19 protein-coding genes and 1 pseudogene are annotated in these 16678 nt (G+C 70.2%); 5 read left to right on the forward strand and 15 right to left on the reverse strand.

Translation table 11 applies throughout. The annotated features are described in order from the left end of the window. Nucleotides 1-323: 323 nt before the first annotated feature. From ACFYZ4_RS10605 to ACFYZ4_RS10615, 3 genes are all read right to left on the reverse strand, one after another. Complete coding sequence (locus tag ACFYZ4_RS10605; RefSeq protein ID WP_390783616.1) at nucleotides 324-1853, reverse strand: hypothetical protein; 1530 nt, start codon at nucleotides 1851-1853, stop codon at nucleotides 324-326. Then, nucleotides 1804-2478 carry a HEAT repeat domain-containing protein gene (locus tag ACFYZ4_RS10610; RefSeq protein ID WP_390783617.1) on the reverse strand — a complete coding sequence of 225 codons (675 nt, stop codon included), beginning with the start codon at nucleotides 2476-2478 and terminating at the stop codon, nucleotides 1804-1806. Before ACFYZ4_RS10610 ends, ACFYZ4_RS10605 begins: the two co-directional genes overlap by 50 nt. A gap of 151 nt (nucleotides 2479-2629) precedes the next feature. After that, entirely contained in the window at nucleotides 2630-2896 is a 267-nt protein-coding gene (locus tag ACFYZ4_RS10615) for a carbohydrate-binding module family 14 protein (protein ID WP_390783618.1), read from the reverse strand. Nucleotides 2897-3050: 154 nt separating this feature from the next. Between ACFYZ4_RS10615 and ACFYZ4_RS10620 the strand changes: the two genes are divergently transcribed. Both ACFYZ4_RS10620 and ACFYZ4_RS10625 read left to right on the forward strand, forming a co-directional pair. Further along, nucleotides 3051-3188, forward strand: a complete 138-nt coding sequence (locus tag ACFYZ4_RS10620) for a hypothetical protein (protein ID WP_390783619.1) — start codon at nucleotides 3051-3053, stop codon at nucleotides 3186-3188. Between the two features lie 375 nt (nucleotides 3189-3563). Further along, nucleotides 3564-5438: an ABC transporter ATP-binding protein gene (locus ACFYZ4_RS10625; protein ID WP_390783620.1), complete on the forward strand. Its 1875-nt coding sequence runs from the start codon at nucleotides 3564-3566 to the stop codon at nucleotides 5436-5438. Here ACFYZ4_RS10625 and ACFYZ4_RS10630 read toward each other — a convergent pair. Then, on the reverse strand, nucleotides 5409-5759 hold the full coding sequence (locus tag ACFYZ4_RS10630; protein WP_390783621.1) for a hypothetical protein: 351 nt from the start codon (nucleotides 5757-5759) through the stop codon (nucleotides 5409-5411). The two genes, ACFYZ4_RS10625 and ACFYZ4_RS10630, sit on opposite strands and share 30 nt — an antisense overlap. 1027 nt (nucleotides 5760-6786) lie before the next feature. On the opposite strand from ACFYZ4_RS10630, the gene ACFYZ4_RS10635 reads away from it, so the two are divergent. Continuing rightward, the gene (locus ACFYZ4_RS10635; protein WP_351289301.1) at nucleotides 6787-7236 is read left to right on the forward strand and encodes a DUF2199 domain-containing protein; all 450 of its coding nucleotides are present in this window, start codon (nucleotides 6787-6789) and stop codon (nucleotides 7234-7236) included. Nucleotides 7237-7412: 176 nt separating this feature from the next. Here ACFYZ4_RS10635 and ACFYZ4_RS10640 read toward each other — a convergent pair whose 3' ends face one another. From ACFYZ4_RS10640 to ACFYZ4_RS10655, 4 genes are all read right to left on the reverse strand, one after another. Continuing rightward, nucleotides 7413-7829, reverse strand: a complete 417-nt coding sequence (locus tag ACFYZ4_RS10640; protein ID WP_390783818.1) for a hypothetical protein — start codon at nucleotides 7827-7829, stop codon at nucleotides 7413-7415. Nucleotides 7830-7891: 62 nt separating this feature from the next. Next, nucleotides 7892-8227 carry an HIT family protein gene (locus ACFYZ4_RS10645; protein WP_390783622.1) on the reverse strand — a complete coding sequence of 112 codons (336 nt, stop codon included), beginning with the start codon at nucleotides 8225-8227 and terminating at the stop codon, nucleotides 7892-7894. A 174-nt stretch (nucleotides 8228-8401) separates the two neighbouring features. Continuing rightward, complete coding sequence (locus tag ACFYZ4_RS10650) at nucleotides 8402-8590, reverse strand: hypothetical protein (protein ID WP_351289221.1); 189 nt, start codon at nucleotides 8588-8590, stop codon at nucleotides 8402-8404. Nucleotides 8591-9054: 464 nt separating this feature from the next. Beyond that, nucleotides 9055-9789 carry a dienelactone hydrolase family protein gene (locus tag ACFYZ4_RS10655; protein ID WP_390783623.1) on the reverse strand — a complete coding sequence of 245 codons (735 nt, stop codon included), beginning with the start codon at nucleotides 9787-9789 and terminating at the stop codon, nucleotides 9055-9057. 505 nt (nucleotides 9790-10294) lie between these two features. On the opposite strand from ACFYZ4_RS10655, the gene ACFYZ4_RS10660 reads away from it, so the two are divergent. Next, nucleotides 10295-10831, forward strand: coding sequence for a hypothetical protein (locus ACFYZ4_RS10660; RefSeq protein WP_390783624.1), 537 nt, complete (start codon nucleotides 10295-10297; stop codon nucleotides 10829-10831). 263 nt (nucleotides 10832-11094) lie between these two features. Here ACFYZ4_RS10660 and ACFYZ4_RS10665 read toward each other — a convergent pair whose 3' ends face one another. Continuing rightward, entirely contained in the window at nucleotides 11095-11427 is a 333-nt protein-coding gene (locus ACFYZ4_RS10665) for a hypothetical protein (RefSeq protein WP_390783625.1), read from the reverse strand. Nucleotides 11428-11642: 215 nt separating this feature from the next. After that, complete coding sequence (locus ACFYZ4_RS10670; RefSeq protein ID WP_390783626.1) at nucleotides 11643-12770, reverse strand: PP2C family protein-serine/threonine phosphatase; 1128 nt, start codon at nucleotides 12768-12770, stop codon at nucleotides 11643-11645. Between the two features lie 136 nt (nucleotides 12771-12906). Between ACFYZ4_RS10670 and ACFYZ4_RS10675 the strand changes: the two genes are divergently transcribed. Then, on the forward strand, nucleotides 12907-13089 hold the full coding sequence (locus tag ACFYZ4_RS10675) for a hypothetical protein (RefSeq protein WP_351289209.1): 183 nt from the start codon (nucleotides 12907-12909) through the stop codon (nucleotides 13087-13089). Here the strand turns inward: ACFYZ4_RS10675 and ACFYZ4_RS10680 are convergent. From ACFYZ4_RS10680 to ACFYZ4_RS10700, 5 genes and pseudogenes are all read right to left on the reverse strand, one after another. Continuing rightward, on the reverse strand, nucleotides 13086-14285 hold the full coding sequence (locus tag ACFYZ4_RS10680; protein WP_351289207.1) for a GNAT family N-acetyltransferase: 1200 nt from the start codon (nucleotides 14283-14285) through the stop codon (nucleotides 13086-13088). The genes ACFYZ4_RS10675 and ACFYZ4_RS10680 overlap by 4 nt on opposite strands. 271 nt (nucleotides 14286-14556) lie before the next feature. After that, nucleotides 14557-14958: pseudogene (locus ACFYZ4_RS10685) on the reverse strand (DUF5958 family protein). Further along, nucleotides 14955-15590: a DUF6000 family protein gene (locus ACFYZ4_RS10690; RefSeq protein WP_390783627.1), complete on the reverse strand. Its 636-nt coding sequence runs from the start codon at nucleotides 15588-15590 to the stop codon at nucleotides 14955-14957. The pseudogene ACFYZ4_RS10685 and the gene ACFYZ4_RS10690 overlap by 4 nt, the downstream one beginning before the upstream one ends. 54 nt (nucleotides 15591-15644) lie before the next feature. Next, on the reverse strand, nucleotides 15645-16046 hold the full coding sequence (locus tag ACFYZ4_RS10695) for a hypothetical protein (RefSeq protein WP_390783628.1): 402 nt from the start codon (nucleotides 16044-16046) through the stop codon (nucleotides 15645-15647). A 217-nt stretch (nucleotides 16047-16263) separates the two neighbouring features. Next, nucleotides 16264-16662 carry a hypothetical protein gene (locus ACFYZ4_RS10700; protein ID WP_351591790.1) on the reverse strand — a complete coding sequence of 133 codons (399 nt, stop codon included), beginning with the start codon at nucleotides 16660-16662 and terminating at the stop codon, nucleotides 16264-16266. Nucleotides 16663-16678: the final 16 nt, after the last annotated feature.

The raw sequence follows: 16678 nt of genomic DNA on the forward strand, positions 1-16678 counted from the left end.
GTCGCCGGGACCGGGTTGTCCGGCGGCGAGCCGGCGGGCCCGTTCCGCGTCCGGCGGGAGAAGCACAAGGCGTCGGGTCGGTAGCGGTTCCATTCCCCAGGAAACACCAGCCCCGCCCCACGCGCCGCACCCGGATTTCCGCTGCCAGGGCCCGCGCCGTCTTCGGGGAAGGCCGGCCCGGAGACTGTGCGACTGAACGCCTCACCCCACTGTGACTCCCCGCTGACTGGCGTACTCGTCACGGAAGAGCGGGCAGAACCTTCCAGTTGGCCGCGACCGTGCTTCCGTGGGATGGCGTAGGCGTTACGGAGGTGCGCGACGGGTCAGGGTGTTGCGGAGGCGGGGCAGGCGGTGAGGAGTACCCGGGCGCGGTTTCGGAGGGCTTCGTCCTGGCGGATGACACGATCTTCGACTCCCGAGCGGACCACCCGGGCGTCGCCGTCGGCGAGAGCGGCAAGTCGGCGCACGTGGTCGCCGGTCAATGCGTCGGGGCCGATTGCTTCCAGGGCATCGCAGGCACCCTCCGGGTCGGCGTCGGATTCCGCCGACCGCAGGGCGAGCGCGGTGCGGTCCAGCGAGGCGGGTTCGCCCACGGCCGTGAGGGCCAGCACCGCGGCCGCCGCCTGTGCCGGATCGTCGAGGGCGGCTTTCAGGCGGGCGGCGAGCGGCCGTCCCGCGGGGCCGAGGAGGACCGTCGCGCGGGCGGCCCGCACGACGGACCACCTGGACCAGGGGTTCTGTTCGGCGCGCTCGAAGACCGAGTCCAGAACGGCAACCACCGCGTCCGCGTCCCCCGTGACACGCCACAGAGCCTCGGCGAGGGCCGTGTCCGTATCCAGCGCGGGCGTGGAGTCGCCGTCCGTGCCGCTGAGCGCCTCGCGCAGGGCAGGCGCAAGCGCCGCTGCCCGGGGACCGAGCGCACCAGCCATCCTGGCGGCCTCCCGGAGCTGGCCGGCGCCGCTCCGGAGGTCCTGTTCGAGGCAGTGCAGCAGGGGGGCGATCTCGCCGTCGAGGTCGTGGAGGGCCTTCGCCGCGGGGAGGGATCCCTGCTCGGCCGCCACCGCCCGCAACGAGGTGACGGCCCGGGCGCGGTCCGTCGGGGCGCAGTCGGCGGCGACGGAAGCGATCGCCGGGGCGGCCTGGCCGGGAAAGTGCGGGAGCGCCGCGCACAGCTCGGGCAATGCCGGGGCTGCCTCGGCGCCCCAGCCCGCCAGCAGGTTCGTCAACTGCCTGGGTTCGTTGCCGCTCAGGGCCTCGGGTCGGGCAAGACGGTCCCGGACCGCGTCGAGGAGTTCGCCGCTGTACGGGAAGGCGGAGTCCTCCGGGCTCCGGAACCCGGAGGCGGCATCGAGGGCCCGCGGGCGCCGCCCGAGGCCGGCGGCCAGCAGCGGGGCCGACTGCGCGGGCGCCACCAGTACGAGCGCGGCCAGGGCCCGGTCCGCAGGGGCGTCGTCGTGGTCCGGGTTCCGTCCGGCGAGGGGGGCGAGGATGTCCGCGGCCGGTGCGGCGACGCTGCCCAGCCGGCCCAGGAGGGACGACATGGCGACCACCGACTCCTCGTCGACGGCCGCCGCTCGCAGGTTCCACACCAGCCTTCGCGGGGCACTGCGGGACAGCATGCAGGCGCGGTCGGCCGCCCAGAGGCCTTCGGCTCGCACCTCGGCCCGAGCGTCGTGCAGGGCTGCGTCGACCAGCGCGAACGCCACCTTGCGCTCCGTGCGGCTACCCCGGCCCAGGAGCGCCTCGACGACGGCGGCCAGCGGCTCGCCGCGCTCGAGGTCGAGGTCGAGGTCGAGGTCGAGATCAGAGCGCAGGGGGTCGGCGGGCAGAAGGGACAGCATCGTCGTGTGCATGGGCTCGGTCCACGGTGCGCCTGCGTCGAGGGAGGCGAAGACGGCGGCCATGCGGACCTCGGCCGGCTGGGTCCAGGACGGCGGCGGCCGCCGCCGCTCCGCCCTGCGGGTCGAGCCGTGCGATACCGGCCAGGACCTCAGCGCGCACGGAGGGTTCGGGTTCCTCGTCCCAGCGCGCGCGGAGGGCGGGGAGCGCAATCGCGGTCGCGCGGGTGTGGGACACCGCCCAGGCCGCGGTCCGGCGGATCTCGGGCTCCGGGGAGGCCAACAGGGGCAGTAGCAACGGGAGCCGGTCCGCCACGGCCGCCCGGACCGCGCCCGGTGCCACGCCGTCCTCGTCCTCGCTCTCGGCCATGCCGCCGAGCAGCGCCAGGACATCTGCCGTGCGGTGGCCGGCCGCCGCGATCCCGGCGAGGAACGGCACCGCCTGCGCGCTGGCGGCGTAGACCGTCCCCTGGTGGAGAACGCTCCCGTACAGCTCGGACAACGCCTCATCCGCCGCATCCGCGTCCGCGCCCGTCAGAGCCCGCAGCAGATCGGGAACGTCCTCCGCGCTGCCGTACGCGTGGGAGAGGGCAGACCAGGGCCGGGCATCCAGGCCGTCGAGCGGGTGTACGAGATCCATGTACGCATCGTGCCAGCAGGCACTGACATGCCCCCGCTACCCACGGCGCTCCCTCAGGCCAACCACGACGGCTACCCGACGGTTCGGCTTCCCGCTGCCTACGAGGCGCTGCCGGCCCCGGGTCCGGAGATCCGGGGCCGTCGAGGGGTTGCTAGCCGTGGAGGTGGTCGCCTTCGACTCGGTTGGCCTGTTCGGGGTAGTTGCAGGTCAGCAAGTTGAGGTCCCAGTGCAGGCCGGCGGGGCAGTCAAAGCGGTAGGCGATGCCGTTGGAGCATTCCCAGAACTGCGTGAAGTCGGCGTCCCCGTAGTACTGGTTGGCACCGGGGCATTCCTTGGTGACGGGGTGCGGTTCGTCGGCGGCCATCGCCTGGGGCGCTGTCACACCGGCCAGGATCAGGCCGGCAACGGTAGCGGCCATGCTGAGCTTCTTCATCGGTTTCCCCTCCGTTGATCGGATGACGCGTTGATCAACGCCAGTCAAGGCGAGAGGGCACGCCCCCGCCTGACACAGCATCGCCTTGAACTCGGCCGGCCCCGTTCACCGCCAGGAGGGCCCATGACATCCTGCGGCAATGCTCTTGAGTGACCGCGCGAACAGTGTCGAGCTTCGCCCGCTGCGCTATCAGTTCGCCACGGCCCGGGGCAACCGCTACGACGACAACTGGCTGGTCATCAGAGGCACGGTGACGACTGCCGAGGCAGGGCGCTGACCGGCCGGACATCTACCAGTACTTCTTGGAGTTCCGGGTGGATGCGGCTGCACTGCTTCGCGCAGCTGACCAGTGGGATCTGGCTCTGGCTTCGTTCCCAACCCGCTGATCAACGCCCGTCCCGCCGGGCATGGCGGTTCGACGGCCCCTGGGGGCACCGCCGGCCCGTCTGGCCCGTCTGGAGGGCCAGATCGCGATCGGCACCGCCCTGCGGCGGCTGTCCGGCCTCGCCCTCGCGGTGCCCCCGGGCGGATGGCGGGCCGGCCGCCGGCCGGATACGGGGCGGTTGTCACCCACACGGAAAACGCTTGGACGGCGCGGACGGCATCGCGGGAGACTGCGACTTCCGTAAGCAAGCGACTACGTAGGGTGGCCATGAAAGCGTCTCCATCACGAGGGGGTCCGCCAGGCAGAGGGCCGGTGGTCCTCGCGCTCCGCTACTACGGGCGGGAGTTGGCGCGGCTGCGGTGGCTGACCGCGCCCGCCATGCTGATGCCCGCCCTCGGCAACATCGGCATCAACTACATCGCCCCGCTGGTCGTCGCGAAGCTGGTCGGGCGCATCGCGGGCGGCGCCGGGCTCGGCCTCGGCGCCTGCCTCCCGTACGTCCTGGGCTTCGCCGGTGTCCTGCTGCTCTCGGAAGCGGCGTGGCGCCTCGGCCTGCACTGCCTGAACCGGCTCGACGCCCTCGGCATCGAACGGCTGTACATCGTCGGCATGGACGAGCTGTTCGCGAAGGACGCCGCGTTCTTCCACGACAACTTCGCCGGGTCGCTGACCAAGCGGGTGCTGAGCTTCGCCTCCCGCTTCGAGGAGTTCGTCGACGCGCTGACCTTCTCGGTCGTGGGCCGGTTCGTACCGCTGCTGTTCGGGTCGGTAGTGCTCTGGCACTACGAACCGCTGCTCGTCGTGGCGCTCCTGGCGATGATCGCGGTGACGGGGGCGTGCGTACTGCCGCTCGTCCGGCGGCGCCAGGCGCTCGTCGCCCGGCGCGAGGAGGCGATCGCCCGGGTGTCGGGGCACGTCTCCGACAGTCTGATGAACATGGACACGGTCCGCGCGTTCGCCGCGGAGGAGCGCGAGGCGGCCGAGCACCGGTCCCGGGTCGCGCAGTCGCGCGCGCTCACGCTGCGGTCGTGGGACTACGGCAACCTGCGCATCGACACCCTGGTCGCACCGATGTCCGTCGTGACCAACGCGCTGGGCCTGCTGATCGCCGTCACGATCGCCGGGGGCGGCGGGGGCGGCGGGGGCGGGGGCGTGGGCGGAAGCGGGCACGGGGTGGAGGCGGTCGTGGTCGCGTTCACGTACTTCTCCAACGCCACCCGGATCATGTTCGAGTTCAACCAGATCTACCGCCGCCTGGAGAGCTCGATGACGGAGGCCGCGCAGTTCACGCAGCTGCTGCTGACGCCGGCGACCGTACTCGACCCGCACTCCCCCGAGCCGGTGCCGGAGCCGGACCGGGCCGGCGAGGTGCGCTTCGAGAAGGTGGGCTTCGCCCACGCGGGCGCGGAGCCGCTGTTCGAGGGGCTCGACCTGGACGTGCCCAGCGGGGCGAAGATCGGGCTGGTGGGCCGCTCCGGTGGCGGCAAGACCACGCTCACCCGGCTGCTGCTGCGGATGACGGACATCGACGCGGGCCGGATCCTGATCGGGGGCCGGGACATCAGCAGGCTGCGCCAGCGCGATCTGCGCGACCTGATGGCGTACGTCCCGCAGGACCCGGCGATGTTCCACCGCACCCTGCGGGAGAACATCGCCTTCGCCCGGCCCGGCGCCACCGAGGCCGAGATCCGGTGCGCGGCCGAGGCGGCGCACGTCACGGAGTTCGCCGACGCGCTGCCCGACGGCCTCGACACGATGGTCGGCGAGCGCGGGGTCAAGCTGTCGGGCGGGCAGCGCCAGCGGGTCGCGCTGGCCCGGGCGATCCTGCGCGACGCGCCGATCCTGCTGCTGGACGAGGCGACCAGCGCCCTGGACTCCGAGAGCGAGATCCTCGTACAGGAGGCGCTGTGGCGTCTCATGGAGGGGCGGACCGCCCTCGTGGTCGCGCACCGGCTGAGCACGGTGGCCCACATGGACCGGCTCGTCGTCCTCGACCGCGGCCGCATCGTCGAACAGGGCACGCACCACGAGCTGCTGGCCTGCAAGGGCACGTACGCGAAGCTGTGGCAGCACCAGTCGGGCGGATTCCTCGACGAGAGCCCCGCACCCCCCTCACCGCGGCAGGGGGATTCCTGGAGGTAGGCGGCGACCAGGGCGAGGCCGTTGGCGATGGTGAGGATGTAGGCGGGGGTCGGCGGTCGGGGTGGAGGCGCCGTTGACTCCCGCGTAGAAGGTGCAGAAGGTGTCGCAGCGGCCGCCGCCCTTGTCGAGGTAGCCGGCGATCGTGATGGCGCCGACGGCCAGCCGGTCGTTGAGGGCGTCGCCTCCGACGGCCGCGCCGGTCTTGGCGAACACCTTCCCGCGCGCCAGGTCCTGTCCGTCGGCGTGTGGGACGGTGCACCGCTCACCCTTGCCCCCGTCGTCGACTTGCCCCGCCTGCGCACCCTGACCGCGTACCGGCACTCCGGCTGCCCGCTTGGAGAAGTCTCTCGGCCGCGGCCAGTGAGGTGCGTGGCAAGCAGGACCCTTGGGGGATCGTGGCCATCGCGAACGAGGTTCTGAGCCTTGGGGACCGGCCACAAATCATCCAGACGGTCCTTGTGAACCTGGCACCAGTCGCGAGGCCGCCGTCGGTGAGACCGGCGACGCCCACGAGGTGCCGGGGGCTTCCCGGCACCTCGCCGCTGACCGCCGCCATGCGGCCTGTGCGCGGAAGCGCTGGCCGGGTTGGGTCACGCCGCTGTGCGGCAGACCGGCAGCCGGTCTCCAGCAGCGCTCTCACCCGGCGTCCCTCCCGGGACGACTCCGTGCCACAGCGCTGCCGACGGCCGCGGGGTCTGCCAGTGTCCCGTCTCGACGAACCTTGGCTGCCCAGGAGGCTGGCGATGCGCCGACCAGCAGCGAGACCGGTCAGGGTTCACCAGACGGGGCTGTCCCCTCTCAGCCGATGCGGTCTCTCTCGCGAATGATCTGGCTCGCCGGTCCGGCTGTCGGTGAGGCGTGGCAGGCTGCGCCCATGAGCTGTGACCTTGCTGTGTGGGAGGGCGAGCGGCCGGTGGATGACGCTGCTGCGGCCCGTTGCCTCAGCGATCTGTACGACCGCTTCATCGACACGGAAGAGCCTGCGGTTCCTCCGGCTGAGCGCATAGCGGCCTTCGTCGCCGTGCTCTTGGAACGGTGGCCGGATGTCGCCGAAGGCGACGATGACGCCTCACCGTGGTCAACCGCTCCACTGATCGGGAAAGCCCGCGTCCCGTGGCCCGTTGATCTACTTCCCCATGCGCTGGAGCATGGCCGACGAGGCCTCCCTCCACGTGGCGGATGTCGCTTCGTCGATGGGCCTCAACTGCTTTGACCCGCAGGCACGGAAGCTCCGACCTTGACGATGGTGCGGGGTAACCCCTGTGGAGATGCTCGCTAGGCTTGCGTCATGTCTAAGGATCTCGGTTTCACCTGCTCATGCTGCGGCGACCACCACACAGAGCTCCCCATGAGCTACTCGGCCATGGCTCCTGACGTCTGGGATCCCAGCCTCGAGAGCGATCCGGACAGCATGCTGTCGTCCGACCAGTGCGTGATCAAGGGCCAGCACTTCTTCATCGGCGGTCTGATCGAGATACCTGTGATCGGCAGCCAGGACGTCTTCTCCTGGGGCGTCTGGGTCTCTCTGAGCAGGGACAATTTCGCCCGTGCACTCGAGGTGTGGAACACGGAGGGCCGCGAGGCCGAAAAGCCGTACTTCGGCTGGCTCAGTACCGAACTCGCGCTCTACCCGGAGAGCACCACCGACCTGAAGACCAACGCCCACACACGAGCGGTGGGCAAGCGGCCCCGCATCCAGCTGGAGCCCACCGACCACCCGCTCGCCGTCGAACAGCGCACCGGGATCACGCTGGGCCGCGTGCGTGAGATCGCCATGGGTGTGCTGCATCCGGCCTGAGCCGCCAGCTGCGACCGGTCAATCCTCCTGCGTTCAGCCGGCGAGCGGAAAGCACCTCACCGAGACGCGCGCGCTGGGGCCGTGCCAGGACGGTGCGGCCGCGGGTTCCGGGTCGCGCACGGCGGCGAGCATCGCGGTGCGGGGCGTCGCAGCGCACTGGTGGAACACGCGACGGTTCATCGAAGGAGCTCGTGTTCGGCTACTGGGTTGTCCTCGGCGGGGACCAGGGCGAGCGCTGCAGCCACTGTGCCGGTGAGGGTGGTGCACACCGGCACACAGTGGCGGCGGGCCACGTGGATCAAGTACCTGTTCCTCTCCGGGTTGGGGCAATCCGGCGGGCAGCCCAACACCGCCCTGCCCGTCGACACGTCCAGGCCGAACTCCACGTTCGTCGTCATCCCCGGCAGGGTGTCGGCCCGTTCGCCGTGCCGGGACTCCGGGCTAAGGACTGTCAGCGACCGGTGGCCGAGCCACTGCTCGGGCAGCGCGCGCAGGGCCACGGGCCGCCAGGACGGGACGGGCGCGCTCTTGTCCTGCGTGGGCCCGGCGAGGAAGACGGACGGGCCGGCGGCCGGGATGGGCTCGCGGGCCATGACCAGGGTGGTGGTGCCGGTCACGAGGTGGCTCCGGTCTGCGCGGCGACGCGGGCGGCGTGCTACGGGGTCCAGGGCAGGGGCAGACCGTCCTCGGCCTGGCGGGGCACCACGTGGACGTGAAGGTGAAGGACGCTCTGCGTCGCCGCAGCCCCCTTCGACGTGATCAGGTTCGCGGCCGGGAGCTCGGCCATCAGCTCGGCGGCCCGCCGCATCACGGCGACAGTCACGTCCGGGTCGGTGCCGGCGTCCTGGACGTGGACGCGCGGCAGAACGAAGACGTGCCCGTCGTTCACGCCACCGCTGCGCGGGCGGATCGCGAGGGCATCGGGCCACTCTCGGACGACGACGGCCGGGGCCTCCCCGGCGGCGATGGCGCAGAAGCTACAGGTCTTCATGTCCAGACTCCTTGCTCCGGTCAACGGTCACTGGTGAAGTGGCCGAGCGCCGCACCAAGTCGGAAGAGGCGGGCTCGGTGCTCAGGGTGGTGGTGTCTCGACCGCCGCACAAGACGCATCCCCCACCACACGAGCATGACCAGCGATCAAGAACTGCCCGGGGCAGCCACTGCGTCAGAGCCAGCCAGCTCTCTTGACCACGTCAGTGGCGACCTCGCCAACCGAGAGCAGAGCGGCGTCCACGGTGAAGTCATCGACTGCTGCTTGGTCCAGGATTTCAGCCAGTTCGCCGGCCCTGGCAAGGCTCCATCGCAACGCATCGGGCTCGTTCTCGTGGCGCCGCACGAGTCGCCTTTGGATCATGCCGAAATTGAAGCGGTCTCCCGGAGGCGCCGGCCAGGCCTGGCGCAGCCAGTCCAGGTCGATAACGGCAGACGTCTTGCCGACGCCGACGGTGCCGTTGAGGAAAAGAGCGCGGGGTTCCAGAGAGCCGTCCGGCGTGGGCGACGGAAGCCCTCGGGACCCGTGGTCGGGACACGGCCCGTTGGCCCGCCGGTTTCTGTCCGACAGCTGCTGAGGTCCGGTTGGCTCTGACCGCGCGGGTCATGGGACTCACTGCCAGAGTGCGACGGTTTCCCTGTCGCATCAGCGTGTTGAAGCTGATGCGACAGGTCAGTCGATTCCGTGCCAGGCAGACGTAGCTACCAGGTGTCCAAGAGCCGGGTGCGACCGCTCAGATACCGGCCTTGACGGACTGCGGGGAGCTGACGATTCGAGCAGAGCGGTTCGGTGTTCATCTGGGAAGTTCTGGTTTCCGGGCCGGGATCTCAGCCATGGGTCAAGGCGCGATCGAGGAGAGGGAGCAGGCGGTCCCAGTGAAGCCGCAGTGCGGTGGGGTTGAAGGTGTCGGTGTCGGACATGGTGAAGCCGTGGACGGTGCCGGGGTAGATCTCGGAGGTGTGGTCGACGCCCGCAGCGTCCAGTACCTGGTTGAGCTCGCCGAGAGCCTCGGGCGTCAGATCCGATTCGGCGTGGCCGAAGTGGACCGGGGCGGTGAGGCGGGACAGGGTGTCGGACCCGGCGGCCCCGACGGGGGCGTGGAATCCGGCGACGGCGGCCACCTGGCCGCAGTGGGCTGCGGCGGTGCGCACCGCCAGCAGGCCGCCGATGCAGTAGCCGGTCACCGCGACCGGTCCGACGCTGACCTCGGGCCGGGTGGTGAGGAACCGGAGGTAGGCGTCCGCGTCTCGCAGGACACGTTCGGTCGTGTGGGCCTCGATCAAGGGCATCAGTTGGGCGAAGACCGCAGACCGGTCCTCTTCTCCGATGTGCGCGGGGAGTTCGATGACCGGCGCAGGGCCGTGCCGGTAGAAGAGGTTGGGGACTAGCACGTAGTACCCGTGTCCGGCCAGTTCGCAGGCCATCTCCCGCAGCGCGGGCCGGAGGCCGAAGCCGTCCGCGTACATCAGTACGCCTGGGTGCCGCCCGGCGCGTTCGGGGAAGGCTGCGAAGGCATCGGCACGGCCGTCCGCAGTGGGGATGTGCAGCGTCTTGGTGGGCATGAACTCTCCTGTCGTGGTTGACGTATCGAACCTGTGGTCAACACGACGGAGGTGGAGCCCGCGCAGCAGCGTGACATCCCCGATGGAACAGCGGACCCGCACCGGCCCGCGCGGCGGTCAAAAGAACACCGGGTCACCAATCCGTGCGTGGCGCGAGGCCGTCCCGGTAGTCATGACCACAACGTAGTCCACCGAACGAAGCCGACGCCAGGGTCCCCGGTTCCTGGCCCGGTTCGCGAGCCGATACGTAGGCCAGGCATGCGGCCCGGCCCCGGCGCGGGCTCGCCCCGGCAGCGACACCGTCGGCCGTCGGTGCCCCCTTGTTCGCCGCCTGGCGGTCGCTCTGGCCGAGGACGTGGTCCGCGACGTTGTGCCCGTCGGCCAGCACAGCCCAGATCGATCCGAATGCAGCGAGCTCCGAATCCTGCGCGATCGTCATCATCGAGTACCACCGGCTACAGGTCGACTTGATATCCGTTGATGAGGCTGAGCAGCGGCTGCGAGCATGCACGGCATGCTGTCGCTGAAAATGAACGACGCCGCGGTTCGGGCGCTGGGAGTGCTTGCCGGACTGAATGCCGTGACGCCGCCCGGAGGACTTGCCCCCGGCCTGCGGGGTCAGCTTGCCTGCGGGATCAGCCGCCGTGGAGAGGTACTCACCTGGGCCGACTCCGTCGGCAACTCCGATGGCGCTCCCTCGTTCTTCAACGACCTCACCGCCTGGGAGTGCTCCGACAGTTCCTTCCACCTGGAGGACCACGTTCCCGTTCATGTGGCTCTCGTCGATGATGCTCCGCAGATCACGGAGGACGATCAGCGGATCTTGCTCCTCCACGGCATCGCATTCGCTCTGGAGTTCGGTCAGCTCGTCTACGGGCTTGAGCGGCCCGGCCCAGTGCGCTGCATCGTCGCCGCAAACGAGACCAACGCGACGTTCAGGTTCCATCAGATCCGTCACGGCGAGTACTGGAACTCCCCCGAACTCGACGGATACCAGTTGGAGAAGATGGTCGTGATCGACTTCGAACCCGCTCGCACCTGAAGCACACGCCTTCACCCGCTTCCCACTGGCGCAGAGAAAGTCGAGGTGGAAGGCACCACTCATGCCGAAGTCCGCCAGGCGGTGGAAGCCGCCCGTGCCGGTCCTGGTAGCAATCTTCTCCAGCAGGCCCAGGCCAGGTCCCGCTCTGAGCACCTGCATCGCGAACATTCGGACGGCCGCACGAGGATCGCGCCGGCCAAGCCACGGGGTTCGCCGAGTAGAAGGACGGCTGATGACAGGCCGTGGCCCGCCACCCTGTTCGGTCAGCGGCTCACGGCTTGGTCCACCAGGTACCAGAGGACCATCAGGGCCGCCCAGCCCAGGACTCCCAGCGAGCCGAGTGCGATCCCCGTGACGGACGCGGTCCGCCCGGACGGTGCGGCCACGCCGCGCCGCAGCGCGCGGACGCCGGACACGACGGCGGCGATACCGAGCGGCAGGGCGAGGAGGACGAGGTACGGCGCGACCGGCAGGGTGCCGAGCGCCAGGAACGCGCAGGCACCCAGTACGAGGGATGCCATGCCGGTCTGGTGTCCGCCCATCGCGCGGTCGAGTCGGTCGAGTCGGTCGGTGACGGTCAGCTGATCGGTGCTCATGGCGCCCACGGTAGGGCCGGCGCAGAGGAGGCGTTATGGGCGCAGCTACTCGTTTGTGCCTGAGTAGCCGGCCGTGTCGCGACCGGCGTCGCCGAGCGCACCGCGCCGGTCCGGTGGCTGGTGGTTGTGGTCCGGTAGGTGCCGGTGCGTGCCCCGCTGGACGTGCTGTCCTCCGAGCCTGTCGGGGTCCGGGCGAGACCAGCGGCTTGGTTGCGTCAGATGTGGCCGTGCGGGGCGATCGCGAGCATCGCGACGTCGTCGTGGAGGTTGCGGGCGTGACGAGGGAGGTCGGTGTTGAGGAAGTTGACGACGTCGGCGGGGCCTGGTGCCGGGCGGCCCCCGAAGCGGTCTCGGAGCCGGTCCACCAGCGGGTAGAAGTCGCCGCTGGTGTCGCGGGCCTCCACCAGCCCGTCCGTGACCAGCAGCAACACATCACCCCGGGCGAAGCGGTGACTCCACGCCACCGGCGCCTCGACAGCAGCCAGACCACCCAGGCCGAGCGGCAGCGCCGGCGGACCCTCCAGCATGCGCACCTCGCCGCCGGAGATCAGCACCGGCTCGACGTGCCCGTGGTTGGTCAGCGTCACCCGCTGCGCCAGGCTGTCGAACTCGATGAGCAGGGCCGTCGCGAACAGTTCCTCGTCCGGGATGTCCTCGGCCTCCCGGGTCAGCCGCCGTTCCAGTCTGGCGGCGAGGGTGGGCAGGTCCTCGGCTTCGTACGCGGCTTCGCGGAAGCTTCCGAGGACCGCCGCGACCGTACGGACCGCCTGGAGCCCCTTGCCGCGTACGTCGCCGATGATGGCACGCTCCCCGGCATGGGTGACGCGGATGTCGAAGAGGTCGCCGCCCACCATGGTCCCGACCTCGCTCGGCCGGTACAGGCTGGCCGCCAGCACGCGCCCGACCTGGTGCGGCACCGGGCGCAGCAAGGCCCGCATCAGAGCCTCGGCGACCGAGTTGGCGTGGACGAGGCTGCGTTCCTGGCGGCTGCGGTGCGCGGCGAGCGCCGTCGCGAGGATACCGACGAGGGCGGTGGCGATGTCGGCGGTGACGTGGTGGTTCTCCCCAAGGTGGTGGGCGATCGCGGCGATGGCACATTCCAGGAGGATCGCGAACACGGTGAACGCGGCCACCGCGACCGGCCCGTAGGCGTACGCGGCGATCGCGGGCAGGGCGATGAGGAAGAAGCTCACCGCCCACTCCTCTTGGAGGGTGATCTCCAGGAGGAGGACGAAGGCCACATAGACGAACGGCAGCCACCGCATCCACGCCGGCGGCACGGCATGCCGGAAGCCTTCTTCGGGGGCGAGCGCGAGGGGCTCGTCCGGGCTGGTGCGCCTCACCGCCCGCCTCCGGGCGCCCTCTGCGGCGCCACCCACCCACGGGACCTGTGCACACGGGCCTCCTGACACGAGCGTGACCGACCGTCACAGCGTGAGGAGGAAGCCACTCCGAACCCTCGATTACGCCGAACGCGGCATGTTGCCCGACACCGGCACCCCGGACGATGCGCAGTGGACCACGGTGTACCTCATCATCCCCGCGGTCGCCTGCTGCGCGGCCGTGTACGGGACGGAGCACACCATGACTGGCCTGGACCACATCCGCATGCTGCGCGCCGACGGCATCCACACCTCCCGAACCTCCGACTCAGTTCACTAGAACGGGAGGTAGTAGCTCAGTACGTCGGCAGTGAGCGGAGGGAAAAGCACCTGGAACAGCTCCTCGTCCGCGGCGTAGACGTCGGGGCGGATCCGGGTCAGCCCCTCGAGTCCGTGCGGGCCGAACAGCAGGGCGGCCAGATAGTCCGGCGCCAGCCCGACGCCTCCCGCCACTCCCGGCGACTGCATCGCGCCGCCGGTGACGACCTCACCGAGCCCGTCGGCGAGAACCGGAATCCGGTGGTGGGCGCCGAAGGTGGAGATGACGATGTCCCGGCCGGTGCGGTCGATCCCGGCCTTGGCAAGGCGCTGCCAGAACAGCGGACGCAGCCTGTCGAGCAGCGCTGCGACATCCGGGACGCGGATGTAGTACTGCTCTGCATTCCGGTGCGGTTCGTGCTCGATGAACTCCTGCCACGCGTTGCCCGTCACGGTGCCTGCCCGATGGACGATCCGTATCTGGCCGCCGGGTGCCAGGGCGGCAACGCCGCTCAGGAGGTCCCGTGCCGCCGCCTCGTCGCGTGCTGCGGCCTCGGCCAGGAGCATCTCCTCACCGGGAGGCGTGGTGCGCGCGGTGGCGATGACCGTGTCGGCCTGCTCGAGAACCCACAGGTTGCTCGACTCATGGTCCAGGAGCCATCGCCAGCACGCCTCCGAGTGCGGCATGGTCACATCGAACCCGCTCTGGGCCGAGGCCTGCAGGGCAGCCATGGCGGGGATGTCGGAGGGCCGGGCGGCACGGAGCGTGGCCGTTCCATCGCCAGGCGGCAAGGCCTTCACGTTCAGGGCCTGCGGTACGTCGATGGCGTACTCATAGCCGAACAGCCGGTAGAAGTACGGGATTCCGATCATCGCCTGGACGACGTGGCCACGGGCGGCAGAACGCTCGTGAGCCCAGTGCATGAGCGCCCTTACGAGCCCGCGGCCCTCGTATTCGCTCTCGGTGGCGACCAGTTCCACCTGGCCGGCGGGCAGGCGGACGCCTCCGATACACACCTCCTCGTCGAGGAGCGTCGCGGTGGACACGACCCGGTCGCCGTCGACAACCACGGCACAGGCGGACCAGCCCGCGTCGGGGTCGGTGACAACCAGCCGGTGGTCGACAGCGTCGTCCGGCTCACCGCGCTCGGACAGGAGCGCGGCGATCTGGTCAAGATCTGCGGGCCTCGCCTCTCGCAGGACGAGGCCGTCGGGCAACGGAACAGGTACGGAAGAACCTCTGGTCATGATCACAGCCAGACTGTGACATCGCCCCACCATCCCGTCCAACGGGTTTTCCGCAGCTCGTCGTCGAGGATGCGGAGCAGGCCCAGGAGCTCGCGGTTGCGCCGGGCGACCTGGCGAACTTGGCGACGGCCACTCTCGACGACCGCTGCAGGGCTCGGCGCAGGAGCTCGTACGGTTTCGCGGCGACGCCTTCGGCAGCGAGGTGGTAAGCGGCTCCAACCCGCGGCCCGGGGACTCGTCGTCACCCGCCGGTGGCGGGCAGCCGATGCCACCAGTGACCGCATCCGTCGGAGCAGAAGCGTTCGCGGCGCCGTTCGTCCGCGACCGCGAGTACCGCGACCAGTAGCCGGAACGCCTTGCGGCGTTCGTCGACAGGGGTGAGGTCGGCGATCTACCCCAGTTGCCGGTCCATCGGGCCGCGGGTGATCAGAACCGCGGGCGTGTGCGTCGGGCGCAGCCCGGCGCGGCGGATGCTTTCCGGTCCGTCTTCGGTGACGGCGCGGGCCTGCATGCAGTGATGGCGCAGGAACAGGAGCACCTCGGACTGCTCCTGCGGGTCGTGTGTGTCGAACCACTCGATGCCCTGTGACATCGGGCGCAGGCCCTGGGCGAGTTCGTTGAGGATGATGTCTCGCTCGGTCATGGCTGCCGGCGCCCATCATTCAGCGGGGTGAAGATCTCCGCGGTCTCGTCGAGGAAAGCGCAGAGTTGCCGTATGCCCTGCCGGCAGTCGTGTGGGTCGAGGGCCGCCGCGACCCGGGCTTCGAGCCACTGCTCCCAGGGGCCTCCCGGGGCGATGAACCGCGCTGCGGAGTCGGAGCCGAGCACCCCGTCGAGGTACAGGAGGGTCCCGAGGACGGTCGGCTGGTCGTAGTCGAGGTCGGGACGCGACAAGTAGTGATCAAGGTAGGCGCTGAGCAGTTCGACATCCGCAGCAGTGCCGAACCTCGCGAGGGCGACGCAGTACGCCGTGCCCGCGTACGGCCCCCCGCTGGCCAGCAGAAGCCGGCCGATGAGGTCGCGGAACTCGGTCCTGTGGGCCACAGCGACCAGCCAGGCGGCAGTCTTGCACTCGCGCCAGCCACCCTCGAAGAGGATGCCGAGCTCCGCGGGAGTGATCTCGTAGGCGGCCTGAGCCAGATCCTGCAGAAACGCGGAACGCTCGACCGCGCTCAGCCGGTGAAGGCTCCCGCCCAACCGAAGGTATCGCCGATCAGGCGTGACGAACCGCCGAACCAGCTCCTGCAACTCGGGATCACTCCGGACATCGCGCATACCCGAATCCTGGCCCGGGACGGTGCGCGTGCGCCACAGGTTTGCCGAGTCGGGTCATCCGGCCGGGGTTTGGAACTCCCGAATCTTTTCGGCGGCGGAGAATACCTGTTGGCCTCCGGAGTCAAATGCCATCAGGTCGTCCGCGGTCCCCGGCTTCGAGGCGTACGCAAAGAAGGCCTTTCCCTCGTGTGCCGTGATATCGATGGCCTGAGATTCACCGGACGTAGAACGTGCCACAAGGCGGGCGATACTGGGATCCGCCGCTCCATAAACCAGGAGCACGCTGGAATCCAGCCCGTCGAGGGCGATATTGACCGGGACCTCCTTCGAAACCGGAGGTTCGCAGCCACTGCCGGCCGGTTTTTCGCCGACGGTGGCCTGCGTGCAGAGTTTCCCGTCCGCGGAGACGAGGTCCACCCGCCAGCTGGTGCCCTCCATCGCGCCCTGGCCGATCACGGCAACGTGCCGCTGGCCCAGGACCGTACGGGAGGGGGCCTGCTCGGAGGCCGACCCCGCGTCCGTGCACCCCGTAAGAGCCGTCATGAGACAGAACGAACCGGCGAGGCGGCGCCACCGCAGAGTCACTGCGTTCCTTCCCGTATCCGTGGAGCACGGCCGGCCCCGGGTGTTTCCCCGGGACCGGCCGGCCGGTCTGCTACCCGAAGTGCCCGGTCTAGGCGGTGTGGGCCGACGCGCAGGGGGCCGAGGCGTCACCGCCGCTGTTGTTCTTCCCGTACCAGCGCAGGTAGTAGGCCGTGCTGGTGCTCACGCCGATGCCGCGGGGGTCGGTCTGGTACTGCCCGTCCGCCCCGTAGCTGTAGCTGGAGAAGACCTTCGAGCTGCCGTTGGTCTTGACGAGCTGGGTGTAGAAGCTGCGGGCGGCGCCGCCCGCGCAGCCGCTGCCACCGATCCGGATACTGCCGGAGGAGGGCACGAAATCCGCGCTGGCGTGATAGGAGCCCGACCCCCACGACTGCGAGAAGGCACTCGCGGGCGATGCCGCGAAGACGAACATGCCGGCGGCCGCTGCGGCAACAGCGGCGACACGTGTAGTGCTACGCAGAATTGTCATGCAAAGGATTCTCAAG

Origin of the sequence: Streptomyces sp. NPDC001513 (genome assembly GCF_042894695.1) — a bacterium.
Taxonomy (GTDB): Bacteria; Actinomycetota; Actinomycetes; order Streptomycetales; family Streptomycetaceae; genus Streptomyces.

What these genes read in the sequence shown, in the direction of transcription:
- ACFYZ4_RS10605 (WP_390783616.1), bottom strand. Translation starts at nt 1,853, where the DNA reads ATGCACACGACGATGCTGTCCCTTCTGCCCGCCGACCCCCTGCGCTCT.
- ACFYZ4_RS10610 (WP_390783617.1), bottom strand. Translation starts at nt 2,478, where the DNA reads ATGGATCTCGTACACCCGCTCGACGGCCTGGATGCCCGGCCCTGGTCT.
- ACFYZ4_RS10615 (WP_390783618.1), bottom strand. Translation starts at nt 2,896, where the DNA reads ATGGCCGCTACCGTTGCCGGCCTGATCCTGGCCGGTGTGACAGCGCCC.
- ACFYZ4_RS10620 (WP_390783619.1), top strand. Translation starts at nt 3,051, where the DNA reads ATGCTCTTGAGTGACCGCGCGAACAGTGTCGAGCTTCGCCCGCTGCGC.
- ACFYZ4_RS10625 (WP_390783620.1), top strand. Translation starts at nt 3,564, where the DNA reads ATGAAAGCGTCTCCATCACGAGGGGGTCCGCCAGGCAGAGGGCCGGTG.
- ACFYZ4_RS10635 (WP_351289301.1), top strand. Translation starts at nt 6,787, where the DNA reads ATGAGCTACTCGGCCATGGCTCCTGACGTCTGGGATCCCAGCCTCGAG.
- ACFYZ4_RS10640 (WP_390783818.1), bottom strand. Translation starts at nt 7,829, where the DNA reads ATGGCCCGCGAGCCCATCCCGGCCGCCGGCCCGTCCGTCTTCCTCGCC.
- ACFYZ4_RS10645 (WP_390783622.1), bottom strand. Translation starts at nt 8,227, where the DNA reads ATGAAGACCTGTAGCTTCTGCGCCATCGCCGCCGGGGAGGCCCCGGCC.
- ACFYZ4_RS10650 (WP_351289221.1), bottom strand. Translation starts at nt 8,590, where the DNA reads ATGATCCAAAGGCGACTCGTGCGGCGCCACGAGAACGAGCCCGATGCG.
- ACFYZ4_RS10655 (WP_390783623.1), bottom strand. Translation starts at nt 9,789, where the DNA reads ATGCCCACCAAGACGCTGCACATCCCCACTGCGGACGGCCGTGCCGAT.
- ACFYZ4_RS10660 (WP_390783624.1), top strand. Translation starts at nt 10,295, where the DNA reads ATGCACGGCATGCTGTCGCTGAAAATGAACGACGCCGCGGTTCGGGCG.
- ACFYZ4_RS10665 (WP_390783625.1), bottom strand. Translation starts at nt 11,427, where the DNA reads ATGAGCACCGATCAGCTGACCGTCACCGACCGACTCGACCGACTCGAC.
- ACFYZ4_RS10675 (WP_351289209.1), top strand. Translation starts at nt 12,907, where the DNA reads ATGTTGCCCGACACCGGCACCCCGGACGATGCGCAGTGGACCACGGTG.
- ACFYZ4_RS10690 (WP_390783627.1), bottom strand. Translation starts at nt 15,590, where the DNA reads ATGCGCGATGTCCGGAGTGATCCCGAGTTGCAGGAGCTGGTTCGGCGG.
- ACFYZ4_RS10700 (WP_351591790.1), bottom strand. Translation starts at nt 16,662, where the DNA reads ATGACAATTCTGCGTAGCACTACACGTGTCGCCGCTGTTGCCGCAGCG.